Source organism: Halobacteriovorax sp. ZH5_bin.2, assembly GCF_043196375.1.
Lineage (GTDB): Bacteria > Bdellovibrionota > Bacteriovoracia > Bacteriovoracales > Bacteriovoracaceae > Halobacteriovorax_A.
This window is the reverse complement of record NZ_JBEBMJ010000001.1, coordinates 127,891-150,396: the sequence shown is the minus strand read 5'-3', so window position 1 is coordinate 150,396 and position 22,506 is coordinate 127,891. Positions and strand designations below refer to the sequence as shown.

The following is a 22,506-nucleotide window of genomic DNA, read 5'->3' as shown; positions in this document are numbered from 1 at the left end:
TTCAAAGGATTACATATGACTGATAATAAAAAAGTCACAGACAAATCGAGCGCGGACGCTCAAAAAATTCAGAAGGCCCTTGATTACCACTCAATGGGTAAACCAGGAAAGATTGAAGTAGTTGCAACAAAGCCATGTTTAACTGCTTCTGATCTAACAAAGGCATACTCGCCAGGTGTAGCTCACCCATGTTTAGAAATTGCGAAAAACCCTGATGATGTTTACAAGTACACTGCTAAAGGTAACCTTGTTGGTGTTGTTTCAAATGGTACGGCCGTTCTTGGTCTAGGAAATATTGGAGCAGCTGCAGGTAAACCAGTAATGGAAGGAAAAGGGATTCTTTTCAAGCGCTTTGCTGACATCGATGTTTTCGATATCGAAGTTGAGGAATCAACTGTTGAAGGTATGGTAAATGTTGTTAAAGCACTTGAGCCAACTTTTGGTGGTATTAACCTTGAAGATATTAAAGCACCAGAGTGTTTTGAAATTGAAAAGCAGCTAATTGAAAAAATGGATATTCCTGTTTTCCATGATGACCAACATGGAACTGCAATTATTGCAGCAGCTGGGTTCCTTAACGCTCTTGAGTTATCTAAGAAGAAAATTGAAGAAGTAAAGGTTGTCTTCTCAGGTGCAGGTGCTGCTTCAATGGCATGTGCAAACATCTTCTTCGCTCTTGGAGTGAAGAATGAAAATCTTTTAATGACTGACTCTCGCGGTGTTATCTATAAAGGCCGTGCAGATGGAATGAATGAATATAAAGAAAAATATGCAGTAGAAACTGATGCAAGAACTCTAGGTGATGCAATGGTGGATGCTGATGTTTTCATCGGTTGTTCAGCTAAGGGTGTTTTAACAAAAGAAATGGTTAAAACAATGGCAAAGAGCCCAATCATTTTTGCAATGGCAAACCCAGATCCTGAAATTCTACCAAGTGAAGTTGAAGAAGTACGTGATGATGCAATTATGGCTACAGGACGCTCTGACTTCCCTAACCAAGTTAATAACGTACTAGGTTTCCCTTCAATCTTTAGAGGTGCACTAGATGTTCGTGCTCGTAAGATCAATGAAGAAATGAAACTTGCGGCAGTTCACGCTCTTGCTGATCTTGCAAAAGAAGAAGTACCTGATGAAGTTAAACTTGCTTACCAAGGTGAGGACTTCAAATATGGAAAAAATTACATTATTCCAAAGCCATTTGATACACGAGTTCTTGTTAGACTTGCTCCTGCTGTTGCAAAAGCTGCAATGGATACAGGAGTTGCAAGAAGTCAGATTACTGACCTTCAAGAATACTCAGAGCACTTAGCAAGTCGCCTATCGGCCTCTGGTGCATTCATGAAAACTGTTCGTGACCGTCTCGCTTCACAAATTAAAGCTCGTGATGGAAAAAAAGTTAGAATGGTTTTTGCAGAAGGTGTAAACACAAGAATTCTTCATGTTGCAAAAACTCTTGCTGAAGGTGATACAATTCAACCAATTCTTCTTGGACATCCAGATGATATTAGAGCAAAAATCAAGTCACTAAGCCTTGATGAGGTTCTAGATGAAAGTATAGAAATCATCCGTCCACGTAAGGCACCTAACTTTAAAGAGTTCTACACTGAATACTGTGAAATGAAACAAAGAGAGGGTGTCTCTTTAAGTGCAGCTGAAGACCTAATGATCCAAGAAAACTACTATGGATCAATGATGGTTAAGAAAGGGCTAGCAGACGCTTTTATTGCTGGACCAACTCTAAACTACAGTGACTGTCTAAAGCCAGCTCTAAGTGTAATAGGGGCCCAAGCAGGAAAGAAAGCTGCCGGTGTTTTCATCTTAGTATTTAAAGACCGTGTTCTATTCCTAGCTGATACGACAGTACAACCAGACCCTTCAGCTGAAGATCTTGTTGAAATTGCGAAATCAACTCAGCATCTTTACAAGTCACTAATGAGAAGAGAGCCAAGAATTGCTTTCCTAAGTTACTCAAACTTTGGGGATTCAAAACTTCCAGGTGCAAGGAAGATGAAGAATGCAACAAAGATGGCAAAGGAAAAATACCCAGAGCTTATCATTGAAGGTGAAATGCAAGCAGACGTTGCAGTTAATGCTGGAATCATGGATCACCTATTTGACTTTAGTGAGCTTGGTGGTTCGGCCGATATTCTTATCTTCCCTGAACTTAACTCGGCAAATATCTCTTACAAGCTACTTGCTCAACTGAGTGAAGCTTCTGCTATTGGGCCAATTCTTGCTCCAATGAATCAGACAGTTAATATCATTCAAAGAACAGCTTCAATTAAAGAGATCGTTGACTCTTGTCGCTTAACGGCCCTTAGGTCATTAGAAGAGCCAAAGCACGACTAATAGGAAGGATTATTATATGAGCTTTAAAAAGAATATTATTGCAACAGATAAGGCACCAAGCGCAGTAGGAACATACTCTCAAGGTGTTGAATATAACGGAACTTACTTCTTTTCTGGTCAAATTGGAATTGATCCAGCGACTAGTGAATTACAAGAAGGATTTGTTCCTCAACTAAATCAAATTATGAAGAATATTGATGGTCTTCTAGAGTCTCAAAACCTAACTCGTGAGCACATCATCAAAACTTCAATTTTTGTTACTGACCTGGCCAATTTTGGTGAGGTTAATGCTGCTTATGAAGCTTACTTTACAGCTCCATACCCAGCAAGAAGCTGTGTTCAAGTTCCAGCACTTCCTAAGGGAGCTGTGGTAGAAATTGAAGTTATCGCAGCGAAAGGATAGATAATACTGTTTTATGTTTGATAAGAAGTATGTATTTGAAACAAAACAAACAAGATCTTGGAGAAAGGCCCTCGAGCTTTTCTCCAAGTTTGTTATTTTCATCCTAGGCTACTCACTTCTTTCATATACCCTCATCCTCTACTCTCAAAATGAAAATGTTAAAACTAAAGAAACTTTCTATAAGAAGCGACCTGATATTATCGTCGTCTTTACTGGAGATAGAGGCCGTATTCAAGAAGCAATTCGCTTAGCGAAGGAATATAATCAAGAGAATATTCTCATTTCAGGAGTTCATACAAAGAATAATGTAAGTACTCTTATTCAAAGTCATCAAATCACTGATGAGATAAACCATGATTTTCTCGACATTGATTACAATGCGAAAAATACATATGAGAACGTATTAGAAACACTACAAGCTCTTCGCAAAAAGAGTAATATTGATTCAGTATTGATTGTGTCACATGATTACCATATTCTTCGAATCAAATCGATAATCGAATATCGTCGTCGTAAGAACGATCACTACAAGTTCTATTTCTGGGGAGTGAAGTCACCACTTACCTCTTTCAGAAGTCTTAAAATTATCTACAAAGAAGTATTTAAATACTTCAGAACACTTACTTACTTGGCCTTGGCCAGTGAAGATTAAAATTTAAATAGGAGGAATAATGAATATCGTTCCATCAATCATGGCAACTAAGAAAAGTGGCCCAAAAACACTTCGTTCAACAGTAACGAGAATTTACTTACTAACAGCTAGTGCATTAGAAGAAAGTAATATCACTCATTCTGAGCATATCCCTGAGTGGATCATTGACAGAATTGGAGAAGAGAAAGAAGTTAGTATCCTTGGTAGTGAAGGACCTATTATCTTCAAGGTTATTGAAGAAGTTAAAACTGAAGAGCAACATTATAATCTTATTGCGGATAGCAACTACTCTCTTGCAAGAGAGGCCCTAGGATCTCTTGTTGGTCAAATCACAAAAGAGAGATCAAAGAAAGTAGAAGTTAACTTCTACGGACTTGATAAAGAAATGATTACTGGTGCAATCGTAGGATTAGAACTCGCCCTTTACCGCTTTAAAGAAGAACTTAGCTTTGGTGCTATCTCTTTCTTTGACGACGGAAAGAAAGTAACGAAATCAACTGTAGACTCAGCTCTATCAGTGGCACAATCAATTAATACAGCAAGACACCTCGTTAACCTTCCAGCAAATATGCTAAATCCTGTAACTTATGCAAATGCTGTTAAGAAGTATTTTGCAAAATCAACGACAATGAAGGTTGCTATTTATGACGAGAAGAAACTTGCCAAAGAAAATTGTGGGCTAATTCTAAGCGTTGGACAAGCATCTGCAACTCCTCCAAGAATTGTTCACCTTAAATACAGGCCAGCAGGAGCAAAGGGGAAACCTACTGCAATCGTTGGAAAAGGAATCACATTTGACTGTGGTGGTTTAAATGTTAAAAGTGGCGCCGGTATGGGCGTAATGAAAAAAGACATGGGTGGTTCAGCTACAGTTATGGGCTTTGCTACTTGGCTTGAAAAATCAGGCGTGAAAAAGAAGATAGACCTTTACCTAGCACTTGCAGAAAACTCAATTAATGAATTAGCTTCTCGTCCAGGCGATATCTATACTTCTCGCAATGGCCTAAAAGTTGAAATTGGTAATACTGATGCAGAAGGAAGACTAGCTCTTGCGGATGCTATGGATATTGCAATCACTCAAAAAGAAAAGCCAGAAGTTTTAATTGATTTTGCAACATTAACAGGAGCCGCAAAAGTCTCGATGGGTGATTTTGTCACAAGTATGTTTGCAAACGATGACGAGCTTGCAGACAAACTTCTAAAGGCTTCACAAAAGAACGGTGACCTTTCTTGGCGTATGCCTTTATATAGACCTTACTACAAAGGCTTCAAATCGAATTTTGCCGATATGAATAATATGTCTAAGGTAAAAGGCGGCTCAATTGGTGCAGCACTTTTCCTAGAGAAATTTATTGGTGACACTAAGTGGGCACACTTTGATATCTTTGGTTGGACAAGTGGATTTAGACCTTCACTGGCCCAAGAAGGTGGTTCTGGTCAAGGTGTTGAAACTTTAATTGGATACTTTCAAGATTAATTGCATAAGAGGAGCTTTCCCATTACTCCTCAGACAACAAAGCCGGGCTTGAACCCGGCTTGTTGAATATAAATTTCATTTTATTGCGATGGTTCGCTATCCTCTTGTAACAGAGATCACGGAGTCTAGTGCTTCAAGTCCAGAAATCGTCTTAAGAAGTTCCGAATAATCCTTAACTTCAATTTCAAAAATTAAGCTACCCTTTCTATCTTGCGTTGACTTCGCCATCGCTGAGCGAATATTAACACCAAGATTTCCAATTTCTTTAGAGATCATTGAAAGAATACCTGGACGATCATGAGTAAGAACTCTGATATTTACTGGATGCTTGAATGTGAAATTCTCATTCCATTCAACGGCAATCTGTCTTCCAACATCACCTACATCGTAGCGAGTACAGTCTGAACGATGAATTGTAATTCCACGTCCACGAGTAATATAACCAATTATCGGATCACCAGGAATTGGATTACAGCAACGGGCCATACGTACCATTAAGTCATCCATCCCATCAACAATTACTGCATTATCTTTATGGGCACGCTTCTTAGCTGTACGAGAAATAGTTGAAGTAAGAGATGAGATCTCCTTCTTTTTCGCATCATCAACTTTTTCGTCTTTAAGACCTGGAATACATTCGATAACCTTATCAACATGAAGTTTTCCAGCACCTACGTTATTATAGATTTCACTATATGTTTTTACATTCGTTAAATTTTCTTTCGCATAATCAAGCTCGTTACGCTTTAAAACTGCTTTTAAAGTCGTACCAAGTACCTTGAATGCCTTATCAAGAGTTTCTTTACCAACTTCAATATTGCGCTCTCTTTCGGCCTTGAGAAGCCATGATTTAATCTTGGCCTTTGCCTTAGAAGACTTAACAATATTAAGCCAATCTTTATTAGGTGTTTGAGTTTTAGAAGTTAAGATCTCAATCGTATCACCTGAGCGAAGAACGTACTTTAATGGTACCATTCTGCCGTTTACTTTCGCACCAACACAACGATGTCCAATATCGGTGTGGACACGATAGGCAAAGTCTAGTGGTGTTGAGTTATCTTGCAATTCAAAAACATCTCCATTAGGAGTGAAAACAAAAACTCCACCAACATCTAAGTCATTCTTAACATGTGACATGAACTCAGAACTATTGTCAGTATCTTTATTATACTCAAGAAGTTCTTGTACCCAATCTAGTTTCGTCTTACCAGAAGACATCCCTTCTTTATACTTCCAGTGAGCAGCAATCCCTCGTTCAGCAACTTCATGCATCTCTTGGGTACGAATCTGTATTTCAATTCTTTCTGCCTTAGGCCCAACAACAGTCGTGTGAAGAGACTGGTAGTTGTTAACCTTTGGAATCGCAATATAGTCTTTAAAGCGGCCAGGAATAGGAGTGAATGCAGAATGAATTACACCAAGGGCCTTGTAGCACTCTGTAATATTATTAACTATAATTCTAAAAGCTAGAATATCGTGAATTTGTTCGAAATCAACACCACGAGAAACCATCTTCTTATAAATTGAATAGAAGTGTTTAGAACGCCCTGTAATATCGGCCTTCACCGAGTATTCGAAAAGCTTTTCAGTTACGACACCAATCGTGTCTCCAATATAGATTTCACGATCACTCTTTTTCATCGCAACTTTTTCGGCCAAACGATAATAAACATCCGGGTGTAAGTAGCGAAGACAAATATCTTCAAGTTCAATCTTAACTGAGTTGATACCTAGTCTCGATGCTAAAGGAACATAGATATCAAGTGTTTCTTCCGCAATACGCTTTTGTTTTTCTTCACGTACATACTGAAGGGTTTTCATATTGTGCATACGATCTGCAAGCTTAACAATAATAACTCGTAAGTCTTGTGCCATCGCAACAACCATTTTACGGAAGTTTTCCGCTTGTGATTGTTCCTTAGACTTAAACTTCATTTTAGAGATCTTAGTTAGGCCAACAACAATTTGAGCAATTTCAGTCGTAAATTCTTTTTCAATTTCTTCAGGAGTGACACTGCAATCTTCCACGACATCGTGAAGAAGGCCTGCAATAATCGTATCAAGGTCCATATGAAGCTTAACTAAAGTTGCAGCAACATTCAGCGGGTGAATGATATACTTCTCTCCAGAGCTTCGCATTTGTCCCTCATGGGACTTTTCTGCAAAGAGATAAGCTTTTCTTAAAAGAGTGAAATCCGCGTCTGGATAATAAGTTTCGACACGTCGACAAAGTTCATCAATATTTAATTCGCGCTCATGGGCGAAATCGAGTTGCTGGTACATTACTTTCTTAAGATTCCTTCAAAAATATCTTTTAATTCAATATATGCCGTCTCAAGGTCGTCATTAACCACAAGATAATCGTAATCATTCTTTCTTAGTAATTCACGTTTTGCATTATCAAGACGAATATTTAAACTTTCATCTGTCTCTGTACCGCGGCCACGAAGCCTTTGCTCTAATGCTTCAACACTAGGTGGTGCAATAAAGATCACACGTGCTCGGTCACCAAAGTATTCCTTAAATGAGTCAGTACCCTGAACATCAAGATCGAAAAGTAGATTATGCCCTTTGGCAATTTCACTCTCCACGAACTCTTTTGATGTACCGTAATAATTTCCGTGAACTTGTGCCCACTCTAAGAATGCATCTTGCTCTTTCATAGCAAGAAACTTTTCTTCCGTAATAAAGTTATAGTGCTGTCCATTTTCTTCACCTTCACGTGCCTTACGTGTTGTAAAAGAAACAGATTCCAAAAGATCGTGGAATTCATTTTTAATTCTCTTAATCAGAGTTGATTTCCCTGATCCAGATGGTGCAACAATAACTATAATTTTACCTTCACTCATAATACTACTCGAGGTTTAAACCTTGCTCTCGAATCTTTTCTAACTGAACCTTCATTTGAACAACGGCTTCAGAGATCTCTTGAAGAGTTGACTTCGATCCCGTTGTATTCGTTTCACGGTTAAGTTCTTGAATAAGAAAATCTATTTGACGGCCAACTTCTCCACCTTTTGTAAGGAGATCATTAAGTTTAGAAAGGTGGGCATTAATACGATTAATTTCTTCGTGAATATCCATCTTTTCTAAGTAGAAGATTACCTCTTGCATAAAGCGAGGTTCATCTACTGGCATCGCCGTTTTATATTCATCAAATCGCTTCTCAAGCCTTTCCTTTACGGCCGCTTGGAATTCATCTGACTTATCATTTACAATATTAAAAAACTCTTCATAAGATTGCTGATGCTTCTTAATAACATCGACCATTTTCTGACCTTCAACCTTACGAGACTCTTTTAAATTTTCAATGGCACCCTTTAGGGCATCAATTGCAAATGTATTCATCTCATCAATTGAAGACTCATCGACTTCTTTCATAAATTCATTACGTAAAAAATCAGTTGGCTTAATATCAAGTTGAACATCATTCTTATCGGCCAGATGCTTCATCGAGCTGATAAAAGCGTTCACTTTTTCAGTATCAATATCATCAAAACGTGATTTCGTTTCTAGGCGTTTATAACTAACGTTTATATCAAAGCTTCCGCGTTTGAAATTTTGTGAAATAAGATTTCTCATTTCAAGTTCAACACTATTGAATAGTGAAGACATTTTAAATCGAATATCTTTAAAACGATGATTTACAGTCTTGATCTCGACTGTAACCTGAAGGCTTTCACTACCTGCTTCGGCCTTACCAAAGCCAGTCATTGAATAAATATTTTTGGCCATTTCCTCTCCCAATGAATGACTTTTTTAACTCAAATACACAGCGATATCAACCGCTAGAAGTAATAATATTCGATATTTATTATACTTCCTTAACTATTGGCCAGACTACTCCAGAGACCAACCTTCAACCTTTCCTTGGCTAAAGTAGACATATTTACGGTCTCCATTTTCAAAGAAGGTCCATCGCTCATTTTCAAGCTGTGGATTACCTGCTGTGTCAACGCGATGAGGGTTACCCCATCTATCAATTACATTCTTTTTATCCATTCCCAGAGCTATTTCGCGGTGGGCCTGAGCTCTTGGTGAATAGTGAAAAATTGAAGCAGGCTTACGTGCCTCAAACTTTCTTTGTCTCTCGTACTGCACAAGAGTTTTTCCATATTGATGCTGCTCAACTCTGGTCAAAGTTAAGTAGTAGAGCTTCTGTGAGTCATTATCAAACATCCTTTCCTTGCGACGAAAAGCTTCTCGATCTTCCGGGCGCATACTATCTAGTTTTGCTTGAAGCTCCATTTTTAATCGCTTTTCTTGCGACCATGCAGGATAATCCTCCTCACTAGATGGCGTTCTTTTCATCATCTCATCCCTACTATATTTAACATAGCTTGGGTCTCCACCAACCGTATCAAAGGCCTGACCGGGGCTAAATAGTGAGAATCCCTCATCTTCTTCTCCCATAACATCAAGAAACTGGCGATCTATCGAGATCGGCCCACATGAAACAATGGCCAAAAGTGAAAGTAATGTTAATGCTCTAAGCATGTCTTCTCCTTAAATAATTCTCCCCATCACCCTTCTTTACGGTGTAATTATTGGGATTTCTTAAGAATCCATTCAGCTTCCTCCACATCCAGAAAAAACTTCCTAGCCTATTAAATTACTCAGGAATTGACTCCACAGACTCAGGTATTTTGACCACTTGCCGATAAGCACTATAGAGATAGATTTGGGGATATTTCGTAATGATGAATAAATGGCTAAAAATTGAAAAATATTTAAATGGTTTGCTTACAAATCTGGCCAATTTCTTTACGGGAATCACACCTGACAAGATCAAGCATCTCTATCGTAATTTCTTGGCCACAATTACCGGCCTTATCAAAAAGATTTTATCTCTACCAGAGTTTCTGACTGGACCAGCGAGGAAATGGTTTAGGCTTAAGCTTGCTGCATTCGTCACATTCATGCTGGCAAAGAAGCAAAGTTTGGCCACTATTGGCGAGGCCTTCAAAAACTTTAAGCTTTCCGGAGAAATTCCTCATATGGCATACAATGCAGCCAAGGGATTTTGGTCAAAGAATGTAGCGATGAAGCTTGCAGCAATCTCACCAGCAAAGGCCGTTGGTATAACTTGTACCCTAACAGTGTTTTCACTCACAGGGATTTCTGTTTATCAGAATATTCAGGAAATCTCAGATAAAACTTCTCCTAAGCAAGAAAGAAAAATCGCAAGTGCAGATGAACTTGAAAAAGCTAAATGGGGCCGTTCTCGTTACCGTCTTGCAAATAAGAGAACCATCTTTTTGAGAAACGTGGATGTTCCTATTTATATTAAGAATAGAAATGGAATGAAGTCTCTTCTTATTGATGTACTTCTAGAGACTAATAACCGCTACACAGCACAATATTTCTATAAACCAGAAAATGAGATTTTAATACGTGACCGTCTTAATGAGTCACTTCAAGCAGTTGTACCGAACTTTCCCCTTGAGCCTGAAGGTAAGAAGATCATCAAAGAGAAAGTACGCTACGAAGTCAACAAATTGATAGAGGACTTAAAAATCGACGGCCACGTTGAAAGAGTTTATATCGATTCAATTCTAAATGGATAAAACAGTTCGAAGTGTCTGATTTGTAACTCCTAAGACCTTTGCTGAAGCTTTAATATTCTGATCACAATGATTATATATTTTTAGAAAGTAATGATACTTCATTTCTCGATAGGAATAAAAATGATGATCATCTTGAGATACCATTTCCATTTGATTTAGCTTCATGAGAGATTCATCGATCTCACAATAAGTCAGAAGATTAGTCTTCCCTTTCAAGTGCTTCTTTCTAAGGTGAGCATTGAGTTGTCTAATATTTCCAGGCCATGAATAATTTTGGTAAAACCTTTTTAGTTTCGGATGAATCGTAATACCATGTTTAAATTCATATGAGTTAAGCAGTTGATCTAAACGCTTCTCACAATCACGTAAAGAATCAAGTCTGATCACTTCCTCCGAAGACACTCGAAAGAAAAAGTCGGCCCTCATCTGCCCTTGCTGGACTAGTTTTTCAAGAGGACGACCAGAGGCAACGATAACCCTTGTCTTTATAAATTCAGCTTGATTTGATCCAACAGGATAAAAAAGCCCATCATCGAGAAATAAGAGCAGCTTAGCTTGTGTCTCTTTTGAAATTGAGTCAATTTCATCTAAGAATAACGTCCCTCCACTTGCAATTTTTAATGCTCCATCTTTATCACTTAAAGCACCTGTAAATGCCCCTTTCTTATGGCCAAATAATTCTGATTCTAAAATGTTTTGAGAATATGAACTCAAGTTTAAGTGCACAAAATTTCCACAGACTCCACTTTGCTCGTGTAGACTTTTTGCTAAGTGTGTTTTCCCTGTTCCAGTTTCACCTTCAATTAATACGTTAAGCTTTGGATGAACTCGATAGTCCAGGCCAATTTCCTGCTCAACATCATCACTTAAGCAGCGAATACGATTACGGCCAAAGGCGACTTCATCACCTTTTCTTAAATAGGCATGTGATGAAAAAGTGCCATTGATTCTAAATGTCGCTCCATTTATACCTGAAAGACAGAATGTATCACCAACATTAGTCTTCACAATTGATAAATTAAACTCGGCCTCCTCATTTTCTGATAGTATTGGTAGAGTGATTCTTAAGGGCCCTACAATGAGATCTTTTCCTGTTAAATCAATATGATAGGCTGTTCGATTCAATAAAATTCGACGTTTTGGGCCAAATAAAGGTGTAATCTCTATAGAATTTCCATGGGCACAAAATGTGTCTTTTACAAGCTTGTCTAACTTTGGTACTTCTAGCATATATAACTCCTTAGAATTTAAGCAGAATCGTTGATAAACGGAAGAGAAGTAAAATGGAATATAAAATTGCCAAAGGGACAACTCAATTCAGATACGGAATGACAGACGTTAACCAATTAATCGAATGGTTAAACGCAGAGAAACCAATTGGTGTAAGTTTTATTGGCCGCTCTAATGCGGGGAAGTCATCAACAATTAACTCTTTATTCGGTAAGAGCACAGCTGTTACTTCTAAGACTCCAGGACGTACACGCCAAGTTAATATTTTTTCTTTTCAGTTAGAAAAAGAAGGTAAGATTGTAGATAATATTCCACCGTTTTACCTATTTGACCTTCCAGGTTATGGACACGCGAAAGTATCAAAAGAGATCCATGCTCATTGGGCAAATCTAATGGATGAGTTCTTCAGAAATTGTGGGGAACAAAACCTAATGCTTAACCTGCAAGATGCTCGTCACCCTAACCAAAAGGCCGACCTAGTTTTTAGAGACTACCTAAGTCCATTTGGTCATGAAGCATTTTTATTATTTAATAAGCTTGATAAACTTAAGACACAAAAAGATAGAGCGGCTTTAAATAAGTTAAAACCAGCAATCTTTAAAGAGCACAAGTGGGTAACTCAGATTCACTTTATTTCGGCACTGAAAGGACAAGGTGTTCCTCAACTAGAAAATGCCATCATTAATTATCTGTTATTACAATATGAGCTAGCAAATACTCAACGAGACTAAACTACTCTTTTGAGCATTTGGACTTAATATTAGAGACATCTTCTTCCATGAGGTGAAGTTGATCTTCATATTCCTTAATTTCTTTTAAGAGCTCATCAACCCTTGGGTTTTCCCACTCAAGAATCCCAGACTTTAAGTGCTTAGCGGCCAGTTGTCCCAACTCTTGATACTTCTCATTAAGCAAAGTATTTGTATGGGATGCCGTAAGCATCTTCTTTCCAATTACAGTTGCCTTTGATAGTTCCTGAGAACACTCGTCAACTATTTTCTTAAGCTTGGTTTTCCATTCCTCTTTTTGCATAATTCACTCTTTCAGATAGAATAAATAATAGATCGTCCCCTATTTTACAAAAAGATAAGTATGATTTCATTAGATTTTTTAGCAAAAAAATTTTCTTCTTTTGAACAGGTTCTTGAAAGCAAGCTTGCAAGTTACAAGGACATGCTCACTAATGAAGAAAAAGATAATCTTGAAAAAACTTATCAAAGTCTATTGGAACTATATGGACAAAGTGAAGATCCATGGGGACTTAGTATACCTAAAGCGCGTAAAAGCTTTGAGATCCTCTACACCATTTATCGCCACTACTTTAAGGTGCGTCTTTTTGGAAAAGAGAATATCAAAGATGAACAGTATATGGTCATTTCAAACCACTCCGGTCAAATTGCCATTGATGGCCTAATGATAGGATGTGCCTTTGCGTTCGAAAATGAACCACCACGAGTTCTTAGGCCAATGGTTGAACGCTTCTTTACCGCCCTACCATTTATCAACAAGTGGTCTTCAGAATGTGGCGCAGTTCTTGGTGATCGCGATAATTGCCTAAATCTTTTAAAGCGCGGGGAATCTCTTCTCATCTTTCCAGAAGGAGTTAGAGGAGTTTCAAAAAGCACAAGTAACTTTTATAATGTCCAAGAATTCACACCAGGCTTCTTTCGCATGGCCCTTAAAAGTGGAGTAAAGATTCTTCCCGTTGCCGTAGTCGGTGCTGAAGAAATCTTTCCTTATGTCTATCAGGCAAGCTCTGTTGCGAAGTTTTTAAAATTACCAGCTCTTCCAATAAGTGCTAATTACTTTCCACTACCGTCTCCTATTGATATTCACGTAGGGAAACCAATTGAATTACCAACTGATATCAATTCAGACAGTGAAGACAGCTTAATCAATCCACATATTCGTGAATTAGAGCGAGTTATCCAATCAATGCTTAATGAAGGAAGAAAGACTCGTAGGCCATGGGCCTTTACAAAGAAAGTGACAAAGGAAGAGGCCGATGAATAGCAAACGTTCAATCCTGATCATCGGTGCTTCAGGTGGCCTTTCAAATATTCTCTGTGGGCTACTCGCAAAGAGAATTCCTGATGCGAGAATTATTGGAATTGACTCAAGAAGAATGAAGAATGAAGTAGATTTTGAAAATTTCACTTTTCATCGCATGCGCTATACTCGTAGAAATTTTGAAAAACTATTTCGTGAAAATAGATTTGAAACAATTTATCAGATCGGTAGAATAACTCCACCAGGAGGAAGTGCCGAAGAACGCTTAAGCTTTAGCCTTATCAACACAAGTAAGGTCTTAGAACTTGCTGAGAAGTATTCTATAAAGAAATTCATTATGCTTAGTACCTTCCATGTCTACGGTGCCCAAGCTGATAACCCAGTCTTTATTAATGAAGACTATCCTTTAAAAGTTAGTATCAAGCATCCAGAACTTCGAGATGTGACAGAAGTCGATGCTCTTTGTACAAACTGGATGTGGAAAAATAGAGAAAATATTGAAACCGTTGTTCTTAGGCCATGCAATATTATTGGGCCACAAATTGATAATACGATATCAAGATACCTTACCTCTAATATGACTCCAGTACCTATCGATTTCAATCCAATGATGCAATTCATTCATGAATATGACATGGCAAATATTTTATTTCAATCTCTCGACAAGCTACCAACAGGTGTCTACAACGTTGCCCCTAGTGAGACAATCTCTCTGCAAGAGGCAAAGAAAATAACTGGCACTAGAGACTTTCCATTTCCTGTTTTTACCTTGGAAGTACTATCGAAAGCGATTCGAAAGATCTGGCCATTTCCTAGCTACTTCATCGATTTTGTTATGTACTCATGTATTATTGATAACTCAAAAATAAACCAATTTATCCCTGAAGATATTTATCAATATAACAGCAGAAAAACCCTTTCGCTAATACGAAAGGGCTAAGTCTATTTATTCCTCTTCACTTGCAAGAGTTCTTTCTTTTACTGTATTTAAAGCTGGATCGTTTTCCCAATCATATATAACATCGAAATTAGAAAAGGCTTCAACAACTTCTTCTCTTGTCCCCTTTTCAATTCCTATATCAGCAGAAGCAATAAAGTCATCGACTGTACCGAAATTATTATACAGCTTTGTAAATGTATCTTTATTCATATGAACTTCCAGATCTTTCATCTTATCAATTTTTCTTCTATCACTTACAAAGTCAACTACTGCATTTCTAATATGTAGGCCGTATTTTTCACCATAACCAAGATTAATGGCAATGAATTTATCTGTCCCTTGCGCTCGACCTGGGTTAATTCTAATACGATAATTATTCACAAATGAACTAGCATTACCTCTTACTTGATTAAATGTAGCTGGAGCATTCTTAATAATTGCAACCTTTCCTTCTGCAGCTCTGGCCTGGCTTAATGCCCAACTTCGTGCAGTTGTTGCAAGGCTTCGATAACCAATTTGTTTTAAACAATTTGCTTTAATTTGATTATTGTCACTGCTCTTATTTACGCGAACTAAGTAATTCGCAAGCTGACAAGACCACTGGTAGTCTCCATCTTTGTATGCATAATCCGCAAGGGACTTGACTCTAGTTTCCCCTCCCATAGCAAGAACGATCCTCTTCGCCTCATCATCAGGGTGAAGACGGTAGAGAGTTGTTGCATCACGATTAAATTGTCCAAAAATGGCATTATAAATTCGTGGTGGCATTGAAGAAATTGGACCATAATTTTCAATCAATGTTGGTTCTGTTTTTAGGTAGTCTGGAATTGTCACAAAGTATCTTAGCTCATCCGGACCCATACCCAGTGAAATACCTTTTAGAGTTTGATCTAAAACAAAAGAAAGCCCGTCTTGGTAATTTTGTAAGCGTTGAGCAACCCTATCGCTACCTTTTATACTCGTAGAATGTGTACTCATTAGGATTTCAGGTTTTAGCTTCTTAATAAACTCAACAGACCTTTTCCAATCTTCAGGGTTTCGATACTTTCCGCCACGAAGACTATAAATATTTGGAAACCATCCCCACATGACATTATTGAGAACGGCCTTCTTCGAAGGTATATGTACTAAAACTTGGTTAGAAGTATCTGTCCCAATATCTTTCGTATAAAATGTCATTCCAATGCCTGCTATCGTTAACTTTTGGCCATTTCTCACAGGTGTGTTTACTGGAACAAAACCATTATTATCGGGGATGATCGTATTCTTAAATCGCGCATCGTCTCCCTTATCCGGTAAATAAAGATTGAATTGCTCAACTGACCTGGCCATCAGCACTCCACCAACTTCAGGATGAAGGGCCTCAACACCACCAGAAACGGCCATAACTTTATTCGTATTTGGGTGGCCAATAATCTTGATATTTTGATTCCCTCGTCGCCTTTCTTGATCAACAAAGAGCTTGGCACCAAGGCTATAATGCTCATGAGAATAGATGATTGCCCTAACAGGAAGTCTTGTTACCTTTCTCATTTCGTTATAGAAAACATTAGCATCGTGCTCATTATCACCAGTGTCGTACACAATCACGCCATCTTTACCGATAATGAAATGCGAGTTAACAATGCTGTCACTTCCAACAGTGAAGAGTCCGCTTCCTAAGTTAACGGTTGTTAATTTATCATAGGAGCCACGCTTTTCACTTTCCTGTGCTAAATTCCAATAATTCATCGTCTCGCTATCAACAAGTGCACCATTTTCAAGTTTTGATAACTTCTTATCTTTGGCCTTCATCATAGGATTATCGTGGATGAGGGTATTTACACTAAGAGCACTTCCCATAAAGGATGTCCCTCTTCCCACAAAAAATGAGATTGCACACAGAATAAAAACGAGAAATCCAACTTTCATAATTCTTCCTTTGTAGAGTTTCTTCAATGAGTCTTTCGACATCTAACAAAGAAAGAAGAACCTAAGTTCAGTTAACAATAGTGAATTAATTTTAAGCACCACAGAGAAGACACAGGGCAAAAATAAAAGTTAGAAATTATTAATAATTGACTGATTTCCATGAAATGAATAGACTTATTCTATTCTCAATGGCCCGGTGGTGGAATGGTAGACACAGCGGATTCAAAATCCGCCGGTAGCAATACTGTGCGAGTTCAAGTCTCGCCCGGGCCACCATTAAAAAGACCTTAGGTATGAGCGTAGCGATTATCTAAGGTCTTTTTTATTGTTGCGTGGGTAATAGATCTTTAACTTGATTCGAGTTTAGGAGCAGGATGCGACGTATGTCAGCGAAGGCAGGAGCCGAAGCTGACCAAGTCTCGCCAGCATAAAGACAAGCCCCTACTCTAAATCATCAAATGAGATAGTCCACTTGTAAGGATTAAATCCACAAGAAGAACCAGTAATTGTCGCTTTTGAAACTTGTGTAAATGAGTTAATCATTACCGAAGGAACTTCGACACGATCAAAAAGATATACTAGGCCAGTCGCTTCACTATCTTCTAAAAGATAAGTCATATAGCCTGCATTTAAGCTCCATACAGCTGGATTGTATCCTTTAATACTATCGATAATATTAAATTCAACCTTAGTACATGGGCCACTTACTTGAAGCTCAACTTTATATTGGTTAGCAAGATTAACGACAAGTTGAGTTTCTTCATTAGTTAAATTCTTTGTTACAGACTTTGCCATAACATTTACTGATACTAGTGAAATTAGAGCTATGATCATTGATTTCATCAATTATCTCCTGATTTAAGTATTAATAATATTTTGTGACTTATAGCACGCAAGAACAGTTAAACAAGACACCCTAAATAAAATACATATAAAAAAAGGCCAGCTAATGCTGGCCCCTAATTATCTTGAAATTGTCGAAAGGTTTGAACATTTATGGACTTTATAGAATTTTTGAAGCCCAACTGTTTTGTCACGATTATTAATGATTTCCATCATAATCTGACCAAGTCGATCTCCTCTTAATCCCTTTTGCCCAAATTTATTATCAAGGTAGTCCTGCGCTTCTTCTAGCGTAAGACTCTTCCCATAAAATTCAATATTACGAACAACACCTTCTGCTTCTGTAAGAGAGTATTTCTTTCCTTCAACTTCAACATCTTCACGCCCAAGCTCTCTTTGCATTGCAATCTTCTTTAGGTAGTTTCTTGCTGTGATAATACGACGAGCAAGGATGGCCGAATCATTATGTGACTTAATTCTCTTTCTATCAGCATTGTCTGCATCACCAAAGATATCGTTATTTGTTGCAATGAAGTCATAACCAAGCTCAGAAAGCTTTTGAGCATAAACCCAAATCTCTCTCGTTGTCTGTACATCAACACAAGCATTTAATTGTGCATCTTCGCCAAGATCTGCTGAGTCACCAGAATTAGTGATTTCGTAATTCTTTTCTAGGTCTTTATACTTTTGATTAAAGTTTTTATTTTGCTCTTCTGAAAGACTTCTCATCTTATCTAAGAACTCACGTCCATACTTTCCATAGACGTGATTGCGAACGATATCAAGAGACTTAATAATTTCTCTAAGGTCACCATCTTTTGAATCTTCAGAAGAATACTCTTTCTTTGCAATAATGGCCGCTAAACGATTATCAACTTCTGCAATTGCATTATAAGCGTCAGTAATTCCCTTTTCTCTCTTTTTAAGATCATCACTCTTTAGAAGTTCTTTATACTCTTTAACTGAGATACTTTCTTCACCAAGTGAAATCATATAAGTATCATCGAAGTTATCACGGGCCTTTTTTCTCTTTTCTTCAATATTGTTTAGAACACGATTAAATGAGCTGGCCATATCTGTAAGAAATTGCTGATTGAAATCCTTTACACTTAACTCCATTAACTCCATTGCATTGTCTAGCTTACTTAACTTCTGCTTAAATAGCATATTTAAGAAACGATCCGCACCTTGAGATTCTGCGATATATTCATCTAAGTACTCTTCTAGTAGTGGTTTAGAGTAAGCAAGCTCTCCAAGGATTTCAGCTTGTTGATATGTAGCTGATTTTCCCGGCTTATCAGAAAGAGGACTTTTCATTTTTTCATATAGACCAGCAATTAGCTTCTCAACGTCAGCATCAACTTTAGCAACTTCAGCTTCCTTGATCTTTTCGAACTCGACTTCAACACTGTCTTTAGCTTTCTTCAGTGACTCTAGCTCTTTCTTCACTTGAGCAACAAGTGCCTTTGATATTTCTTTGTCTGTATAGTGTCTATCAGTATCAATATCAAAAACCTCAAGTGCTTTTACTTGGTTTCTAACATCATAGTATGCACAATTAAGTTTAACGAAAGTATTGATATCTTCTTCGTTTTCAAACTGGAAACGGTCATTAAAAATATTATTCACAAATCTTAGAATTGAAGCGACTGCTAAACCACCATAAGCAACTGTTACACCAGATGGAGAATAGAGACCGAATTGTGAAAATGTCTGAATAACATCAGCAGAGCGTTCTAGGAAAGAAGTACGATCAAGGCTTGAACACTTATTATTTGAAAAGAGTGTGTTTACTCCATTCATAACCTGCATTAGAGGAATACCATTGATATCAACTTCATCAGCAGAAGGAATCACATCAACTGTTTCTTTCCCCTGTTCTTCTTTTAACTTATTTAATTCCTCTTCAAGTTCATTTGAACTATTAAGCACTTGCTCAATTAAGGATTCGTTTCCATCAAAACAATCGTCTTTGAAAACTGTAACAATTGCCTTTAGGCTACTTAGGGCCTCTTCATAAGAGCGCGTATTATTTAAAGGACAAAACTCTGGACGAGTAAGTGGAAGCTTATTGCGAGTAACAATATTCTTAATATCTCCACCAAGCTTAGAGTCGAGCTTGCTATACTTTAAGGTTTTTACATAATTCTCAAAATCACCGGCCGTCGCACTAACTGATGTGACCAATAAAAGTGACGACAGAAATGTAGACATTACTCTTTTCATAATTATCTTCCTCCAAAATTACGCATAGCGCGATTATGCCAGTTTTATGAACGATAATTAGAAAATAAGAGTTATGCTGTAATTATTACTAAAGATAAACAGCTGAAATTGCGTACTTTCAAGTACTTAACTGAGTTAAATAAGAGGTTTACTCTTTGTTCATTAGAACTTTAACTTCCTTGAGAACCTTTCGGATTTCGCTATCATTTAAGTTCAATGCCTTCAGGCACGCCCGATTAATATGCTTAATAATAACAATTCCCTTGTCCAATAATTGCTTTTTTTCTCGTGCTCTAAGGGTAGACAAGACAGTAATAGGATAAATTCGATAGCGCTGGATTAAATGACAGAATGTATTCTTCTTTGGGTAATTCATTGAAAAGAGAAGTAGGTCTACACCCTTAGCATACTTAATTGCATCTTCTGAGAATTGTGTATTTGAGATTAGAGCATATTTAAAATTCAATTCAGGATTGGCCTCTTTAATATCTAAGTAGCGGGCATGAACATAAAGAGGTATCTTCACATCATTTTTATAATACTTTCGATTATGAAATTTACATTCACAGTAAATATCACCGTCAGGCCTAGTTGCAACAACATCAACCTCATGGCTAACAAACTTACCTTTCTTAATAACAGAAACTTTTGTTTTATAACCTTTCGATTTTAACATCTCAGCACAAAGTATTTCAAAAGGATAACCTGTAGGCCCTAATTTATAGATGGCCCTTTTGATATTATAATTAGCTGCATCTAATTTAGACCTCTTCCTCAGAGCTTGATAAGTCTTCTGGTGGATGGCATTAGTTGTTGAAAATGGGTCCAACTCTTCTGAGATCTTCTTAACAATTTCTTGAGTAGCTTCTTCAGAAACCCCGGCCGCCTCTAAGCTTTTCTTAAACTTTTTCTTATCAAATTCTTCAAAAGTACGATTCACCTTTTGAACGATAAATTTTAATTTCTTAGCTTTCTTGCTCTTTTTCGTGCTTTTCATTATTTAACAACTGTTTTCAAAATCTCAACACCACTTATGATTTTATCCATAAATGACTTTTTGCTATCAACAAAGTAAAAGTTCGGATGAACAGACCAAATCTCTTTTAGCTTATGATCTAATTCAATTGCCTGACGATTTGTTTCACTACGATAGATATTATTACTCGTGATATCACCACCAGAGTTTGCACCAGTTTCAAAAAAAATAACGGCGTCATAACGATTTAGTTCGTGATCATAAGTTGAATTGATTTTATCAAAGAATGATCCACATTCATCTGGCCAATAGGCCATTCCATCAAGGGTTCCACGGTCACAGAGTAAAATCTTATCAGGATTCTGTTTCTCATATATTGATTCTAGATTCACTTGATAGTCATAGATCATTTTTTGAATATCTTTTACAACTTCAGGTCTCTTATCTCTAGCAACACCACTTTGAAAAACAGAAGTTGCAGCTTCAGGAACAACAACAATATTTTCTACTAACTCTCTTTTAAAAAGATCAAGCGCTGTAGTTTTTCCTCCACCAGGACCACCAGTAACAACAATTTTCATTATTCCCCCAAAATATAATCGATACCATCTTCAACATTGACGGCCTCAAATCCTAAGCTCTCTTGAATAGTCTTTACAAAGTTTTCGACAACAGGCTCTTCACCGTGATTAACAAAAACTTTCTTTAAACTAGTTCCTGAGTTTTTAATATAATCTAATAATTCATCGCGATCGGCATGGGCCGAAACAGATTCCAGTTTTTCAATATGTGCTCTAACATTCATCGTGTGACCTAAGAGGTAAATCTCTCTTTCATCATCCACAAGTTTACGCCCAATAGTTCCCTCTCCTTGAAAGCCAGTGATGAGAACAGTGTTATTTTCATGTTTTGCGTACATATCCATATACTTTAAAATTTTACCACCGCTAATCATTCCGGAAGAACTGATTAAAATAAATGGCTTTTTCGCTCGTGCAAGTTTCTTTGAATCACTACTATATTCAACAAAACGAACCTTTTTCATGGCATCGATAAAGCGCTTTGAATCAACTTTTAACTTCTCAGCTTCTTGCATATATAACCTAGTTACTCGCACCCCCATCGGAGTGTCGAGATAGATAGGAATTTCAATTTCAGGATATTTTTCAAAAAGCTCAAATAGCTCATAGATAATGACTTGCGTTCGGGCCACTGCAAAGGCAGGGACCAAAAGCACACCTTGTGTCGAGATGATTCTTTTAATATGTTTTTTTAGTACCGATTGCGTATCTACTTTCTTATGAAGACGATCTCCATAAGTCGATTCAATAACGAGATAGTCGGCCTCTGTTTCCTTATGTGGTGGCAGGTGAATCAAGTCATCCTTACGTCCAACATCACCAGAAAAACAAATCTTAGAATCACCATTATCAAAAGTAATACTAGTGGCCCCTAAGATATGGCCGGCCTCTTCAAAGATATAGCGAAAGTCCTCACCTAGCCATTTGCCTTTCTCAACCACTCTAAAGTGAGTCATGGTTTTATCGACATCATCTAAATCATAAAGAACTTCACTTATTTTCTTTTCTTTGAAATCATTTTCTTGAATATTAGCTGAATCCCTTAGAATTATTTCAACAATCTTCTTCGTCACTTCTGTACAATATATCTTTCCCCTGAATCCATTTTTTACTAATACAGGAAGATAACCAGAGTGATCATAGTGAGCATGAGTAAGGAAGATCGAATCAATTTCCGCAATATCAAAATCAGGAAGTTTACTATTTAACTTATTAGAGTCTTTTCCACCTTGAAACATTCCACTATCAATAAGAATATTCTTACGATTAATTGTTAGAAAGGTTTTAGAACCAGTGACAGTAGATGTCGCGCCATAAAATCTTAGTTTCATTTTATCCATG

The 22,506-nt window shown here is 37.4% G+C and carries 20 protein-coding genes and 1 tRNA gene; 9 read left to right on the top strand and 12 right to left on the bottom strand.

Going from position 1 to position 22,506, the window contains the following annotated elements; genetic code table 11:
- Positions 1-15 precede the first annotated feature (15 nt).
- From ABMA76_RS00680 to ABMA76_RS00665, 4 genes are read left to right on the top strand one after another with little or no spacing between them, the layout of a single operon-like run.
- A complete protein-coding gene (locus ABMA76_RS00680; RefSeq protein ID WP_392910496.1) occupies positions 16-2,349 on the top strand; it encodes an NADP-dependent malic enzyme in 2,334 nt (777 codons plus the stop codon).
- Positions 2,350-2,365: 16 nt separating this feature from the next.
- Positions 2,366-2,752, top strand: coding sequence for a Rid family detoxifying hydrolase (locus tag ABMA76_RS00675; RefSeq protein ID WP_392858290.1), 387 nt, complete (start codon positions 2,366-2,368; stop codon positions 2,750-2,752).
- A gap of 13 nt (positions 2,753-2,765) precedes the next feature.
- A complete protein-coding gene (locus tag ABMA76_RS00670) occupies positions 2,766-3,404 on the top strand; it encodes a YdcF family protein (RefSeq protein ID WP_392910498.1) in 639 nt (212 codons plus the stop codon).
- 19 nt (positions 3,405-3,423) lie between these two features.
- Entirely contained in the window at positions 3,424-4,881 is a 1,458-nt protein-coding gene (locus ABMA76_RS00665; RefSeq protein WP_393060639.1) for a leucyl aminopeptidase family protein, read from the top strand.
- Between the two features lie 96 nt (positions 4,882-4,977).
- Here the strand turns inward: ABMA76_RS00665 and ABMA76_RS00660 are convergent, their stop codons facing one another.
- The 4 genes from ABMA76_RS00660 to ABMA76_RS00645 form a co-directional block, all read right to left on the bottom strand.
- On the bottom strand, positions 4,978-7,164 hold the full coding sequence (locus tag ABMA76_RS00660; RefSeq protein ID WP_021268329.1) for a bifunctional (p)ppGpp synthetase/guanosine-3',5'-bis(diphosphate) 3'-pyrophosphohydrolase: 2,187 nt from the start codon (positions 7,162-7,164) through the stop codon (positions 4,978-4,980).
- Positions 7,164-7,730, bottom strand: a complete 567-nt coding sequence (gene gmk / locus ABMA76_RS00655; RefSeq protein ID WP_392858280.1) for a guanylate kinase — start codon at positions 7,728-7,730, stop codon at positions 7,164-7,166. The genes ABMA76_RS00660 and gmk overlap by 1 nt, the downstream gene beginning before the upstream one ends.
- Positions 7,731-7,734: 4 nt before the next feature.
- On the bottom strand, positions 7,735-8,616 hold the full coding sequence (locus ABMA76_RS00650) for a YicC/YloC family endoribonuclease (RefSeq protein ID WP_393060637.1): 882 nt from the start codon (positions 8,614-8,616) through the stop codon (positions 7,735-7,737).
- 105 nt (positions 8,617-8,721) lie between these two features.
- The gene (locus ABMA76_RS00645; protein ID WP_393060635.1) at positions 8,722-9,378 is read right to left on the bottom strand and encodes a hypothetical protein; all 657 of its coding nucleotides are present in this window, start codon (positions 9,376-9,378) and stop codon (positions 8,722-8,724) included.
- A gap of 200 nt (positions 9,379-9,578) precedes the next feature.
- On the opposite strand from ABMA76_RS00645, the gene ABMA76_RS00640 reads away from it, so the two are divergent.
- Positions 9,579-10,448, top strand: a complete 870-nt coding sequence (locus tag ABMA76_RS00640) for a flagellar basal body-associated FliL family protein (protein WP_393060633.1) — start codon at positions 9,579-9,581, stop codon at positions 10,446-10,448.
- On the opposite strand, the gene ABMA76_RS00635 is transcribed toward ABMA76_RS00640, so the two are convergent.
- Positions 10,437-11,678, bottom strand: a complete 1,242-nt coding sequence (locus ABMA76_RS00635) for a sigma 54-interacting transcriptional regulator (protein WP_393060631.1) — start codon at positions 11,676-11,678, stop codon at positions 10,437-10,439. The two genes, ABMA76_RS00640 and ABMA76_RS00635, sit on opposite strands and share 12 nt — an antisense overlap.
- Positions 11,679-11,731: 53 nt before the next feature.
- Between ABMA76_RS00635 and yihA the strand changes: the two genes are divergently transcribed.
- On the top strand, positions 11,732-12,409 hold the full coding sequence (gene yihA, locus ABMA76_RS00630) for a ribosome biogenesis GTP-binding protein YihA/YsxC (protein ID WP_393060629.1): 678 nt from the start codon (positions 11,732-11,734) through the stop codon (positions 12,407-12,409).
- A gap of 1 nt (position 12,410) precedes the next feature.
- On the opposite strand, the gene ABMA76_RS00625 is transcribed toward yihA, so the two are convergent.
- Positions 12,411-12,710, bottom strand: coding sequence for a hypothetical protein (locus ABMA76_RS00625; protein ID WP_392858265.1), 300 nt, complete (start codon positions 12,708-12,710; stop codon positions 12,411-12,413).
- A 60-nt stretch (positions 12,711-12,770) separates the two neighbouring features.
- Between ABMA76_RS00625 and ABMA76_RS00620 the strand changes: the two genes are divergently transcribed.
- Together ABMA76_RS00620 and ABMA76_RS00615 are read left to right on the top strand one after the other, a co-directional pair.
- The gene (locus tag ABMA76_RS00620; protein ID WP_393060627.1) at positions 12,771-13,691 is read left to right on the top strand and encodes a lysophospholipid acyltransferase family protein; all 921 of its coding nucleotides are present in this window, start codon (positions 12,771-12,773) and stop codon (positions 13,689-13,691) included.
- The gene (locus ABMA76_RS00615) at positions 13,684-14,628 is read left to right on the top strand and encodes an NAD-dependent epimerase/dehydratase family protein (protein WP_393060625.1); all 945 of its coding nucleotides are present in this window, start codon (positions 13,684-13,686) and stop codon (positions 14,626-14,628) included. The genes ABMA76_RS00620 and ABMA76_RS00615 overlap by 8 nt, the downstream gene beginning before the upstream one ends.
- A 6-nt stretch (positions 14,629-14,634) precedes the next feature.
- Here the strand turns inward: ABMA76_RS00615 and ABMA76_RS00610 are convergent, their stop codons facing one another.
- Complete coding sequence (locus ABMA76_RS00610) at positions 14,635-16,539, bottom strand: alkyl sulfatase dimerization domain-containing protein (protein WP_393060623.1); 1,905 nt, start codon at positions 16,537-16,539, stop codon at positions 14,635-14,637.
- Between the two features lie 190 nt (positions 16,540-16,729).
- Here ABMA76_RS00610 and ABMA76_RS00605 point away from each other — a divergent pair.
- Positions 16,730-16,815, top strand: a tRNA-Leu gene (locus ABMA76_RS00605).
- 165 nt (positions 16,816-16,980) lie between these two features.
- Here the strand turns inward: ABMA76_RS00605 and ABMA76_RS00600 are convergent.
- The 5 genes from ABMA76_RS00600 to ABMA76_RS00580 form a co-directional block, all read right to left on the bottom strand.
- The gene (locus ABMA76_RS00600; protein WP_393060621.1) at positions 16,981-17,382 is read right to left on the bottom strand and encodes a hypothetical protein; all 402 of its coding nucleotides are present in this window, start codon (positions 17,380-17,382) and stop codon (positions 16,981-16,983) included.
- 120 nt (positions 17,383-17,502) lie between these two features.
- Entirely contained in the window at positions 17,503-19,608 is a 2,106-nt protein-coding gene (locus ABMA76_RS00595; RefSeq protein ID WP_393060619.1) for a hypothetical protein, read from the bottom strand.
- 148 nt (positions 19,609-19,756) lie between these two features.
- Positions 19,757-20,605, bottom strand: a complete 849-nt coding sequence (locus ABMA76_RS00590) for a restriction endonuclease (protein WP_393060617.1) — start codon at positions 20,603-20,605, stop codon at positions 19,757-19,759.
- On the bottom strand, positions 20,605-21,165 hold the full coding sequence (locus ABMA76_RS00585) for an AAA family ATPase (RefSeq protein WP_392858239.1): 561 nt from the start codon (positions 21,163-21,165) through the stop codon (positions 20,605-20,607). The genes ABMA76_RS00590 and ABMA76_RS00585 overlap by 1 nt, the downstream gene beginning before the upstream one ends.
- Positions 21,165-22,505 carry an MBL fold metallo-hydrolase RNA specificity domain-containing protein gene (locus tag ABMA76_RS00580; RefSeq protein WP_393060615.1) on the bottom strand — a complete coding sequence of 447 codons (1,341 nt, stop codon included), beginning with the start codon at positions 22,503-22,505 and terminating at the stop codon, positions 21,165-21,167. Before ABMA76_RS00580 ends, ABMA76_RS00585 begins: the two co-directional genes overlap by 1 nt.
- Position 22,506 lies beyond the last annotated feature (1 nt).

Coding starts and splice junctions, on each gene's coding strand:
- ABMA76_RS00645 (WP_393060635.1), bottom strand. CDS start 9,378: ATGCTTAGAGCATTAACATTACTTTCACTTTTGGCCATTGTTTCATGT.
- ABMA76_RS00620 (WP_393060627.1), top strand. CDS start 12,771: ATGATTTCATTAGATTTTTTAGCAAAAAAATTTTCTTCTTTTGAACAG.
- ABMA76_RS00610 (WP_393060623.1), bottom strand. CDS start 16,539: ATGAAAGTTGGATTTCTCGTTTTTATTCTGTGTGCAATCTCATTTTTT.
- ABMA76_RS00635 (WP_393060631.1), bottom strand. CDS start 11,678: ATGCTAGAAGTACCAAAGTTAGACAAGCTTGTAAAAGACACATTTTGT.
- ABMA76_RS00680 (WP_392910496.1), top strand. CDS start 16: ATGACTGATAATAAAAAAGTCACAGACAAATCGAGCGCGGACGCTCAA.
- ABMA76_RS00590 (WP_393060617.1), bottom strand. CDS start 20,605: ATGAAAAGCACGAAAAAGAGCAAGAAAGCTAAGAAATTAAAATTTATC.
- ABMA76_RS00615 (WP_393060625.1), top strand. CDS start 13,684: ATGAATAGCAAACGTTCAATCCTGATCATCGGTGCTTCAGGTGGCCTT.
- ABMA76_RS00650 (WP_393060637.1), bottom strand. CDS start 8,616: ATGGCCAAAAATATTTATTCAATGACTGGCTTTGGTAAGGCCGAAGCA.
- ABMA76_RS00670 (WP_392910498.1), top strand. CDS start 2,766: ATGTTTGATAAGAAGTATGTATTTGAAACAAAACAAACAAGATCTTGG.
- ABMA76_RS00665 (WP_393060639.1), top strand. CDS start 3,424: ATGAATATCGTTCCATCAATCATGGCAACTAAGAAAAGTGGCCCAAAA.
- ABMA76_RS00595 (WP_393060619.1), bottom strand. CDS start 19,608: ATGAAAAGAGTAATGTCTACATTTCTGTCGTCACTTTTATTGGTCACA.
- ABMA76_RS00640 (WP_393060633.1), top strand. CDS start 9,579: ATGATGAATAAATGGCTAAAAATTGAAAAATATTTAAATGGTTTGCTT.
- ABMA76_RS00580 (WP_393060615.1), bottom strand. CDS start 22,505: ATGGATAAAATGAAACTAAGATTTTATGGCGCGACATCTACTGTCACT.
- yihA (WP_393060629.1), top strand. CDS start 11,732: ATGGAATATAAAATTGCCAAAGGGACAACTCAATTCAGATACGGAATG.
- ABMA76_RS00585 (WP_392858239.1), bottom strand. CDS start 21,165: ATGAAAATTGTTGTTACTGGTGGTCCTGGTGGAGGAAAAACTACAGCG.
- ABMA76_RS00660 (WP_021268329.1), bottom strand. CDS start 7,164: ATGTACCAGCAACTCGATTTCGCCCATGAGCGCGAATTAAATATTGAT.
- gmk (WP_392858280.1), bottom strand. CDS start 7,730: ATGAGTGAAGGTAAAATTATAGTTATTGTTGCACCATCTGGATCAGGG.
- ABMA76_RS00675 (WP_392858290.1), top strand. CDS start 2,366: ATGAGCTTTAAAAAGAATATTATTGCAACAGATAAGGCACCAAGCGCA.
- ABMA76_RS00600 (WP_393060621.1), bottom strand. CDS start 17,382: ATGAAATCAATGATCATAGCTCTAATTTCACTAGTATCAGTAAATGTT.
- ABMA76_RS00625 (WP_392858265.1), bottom strand. CDS start 12,710: ATGCAAAAAGAGGAATGGAAAACCAAGCTTAAGAAAATAGTTGACGAG.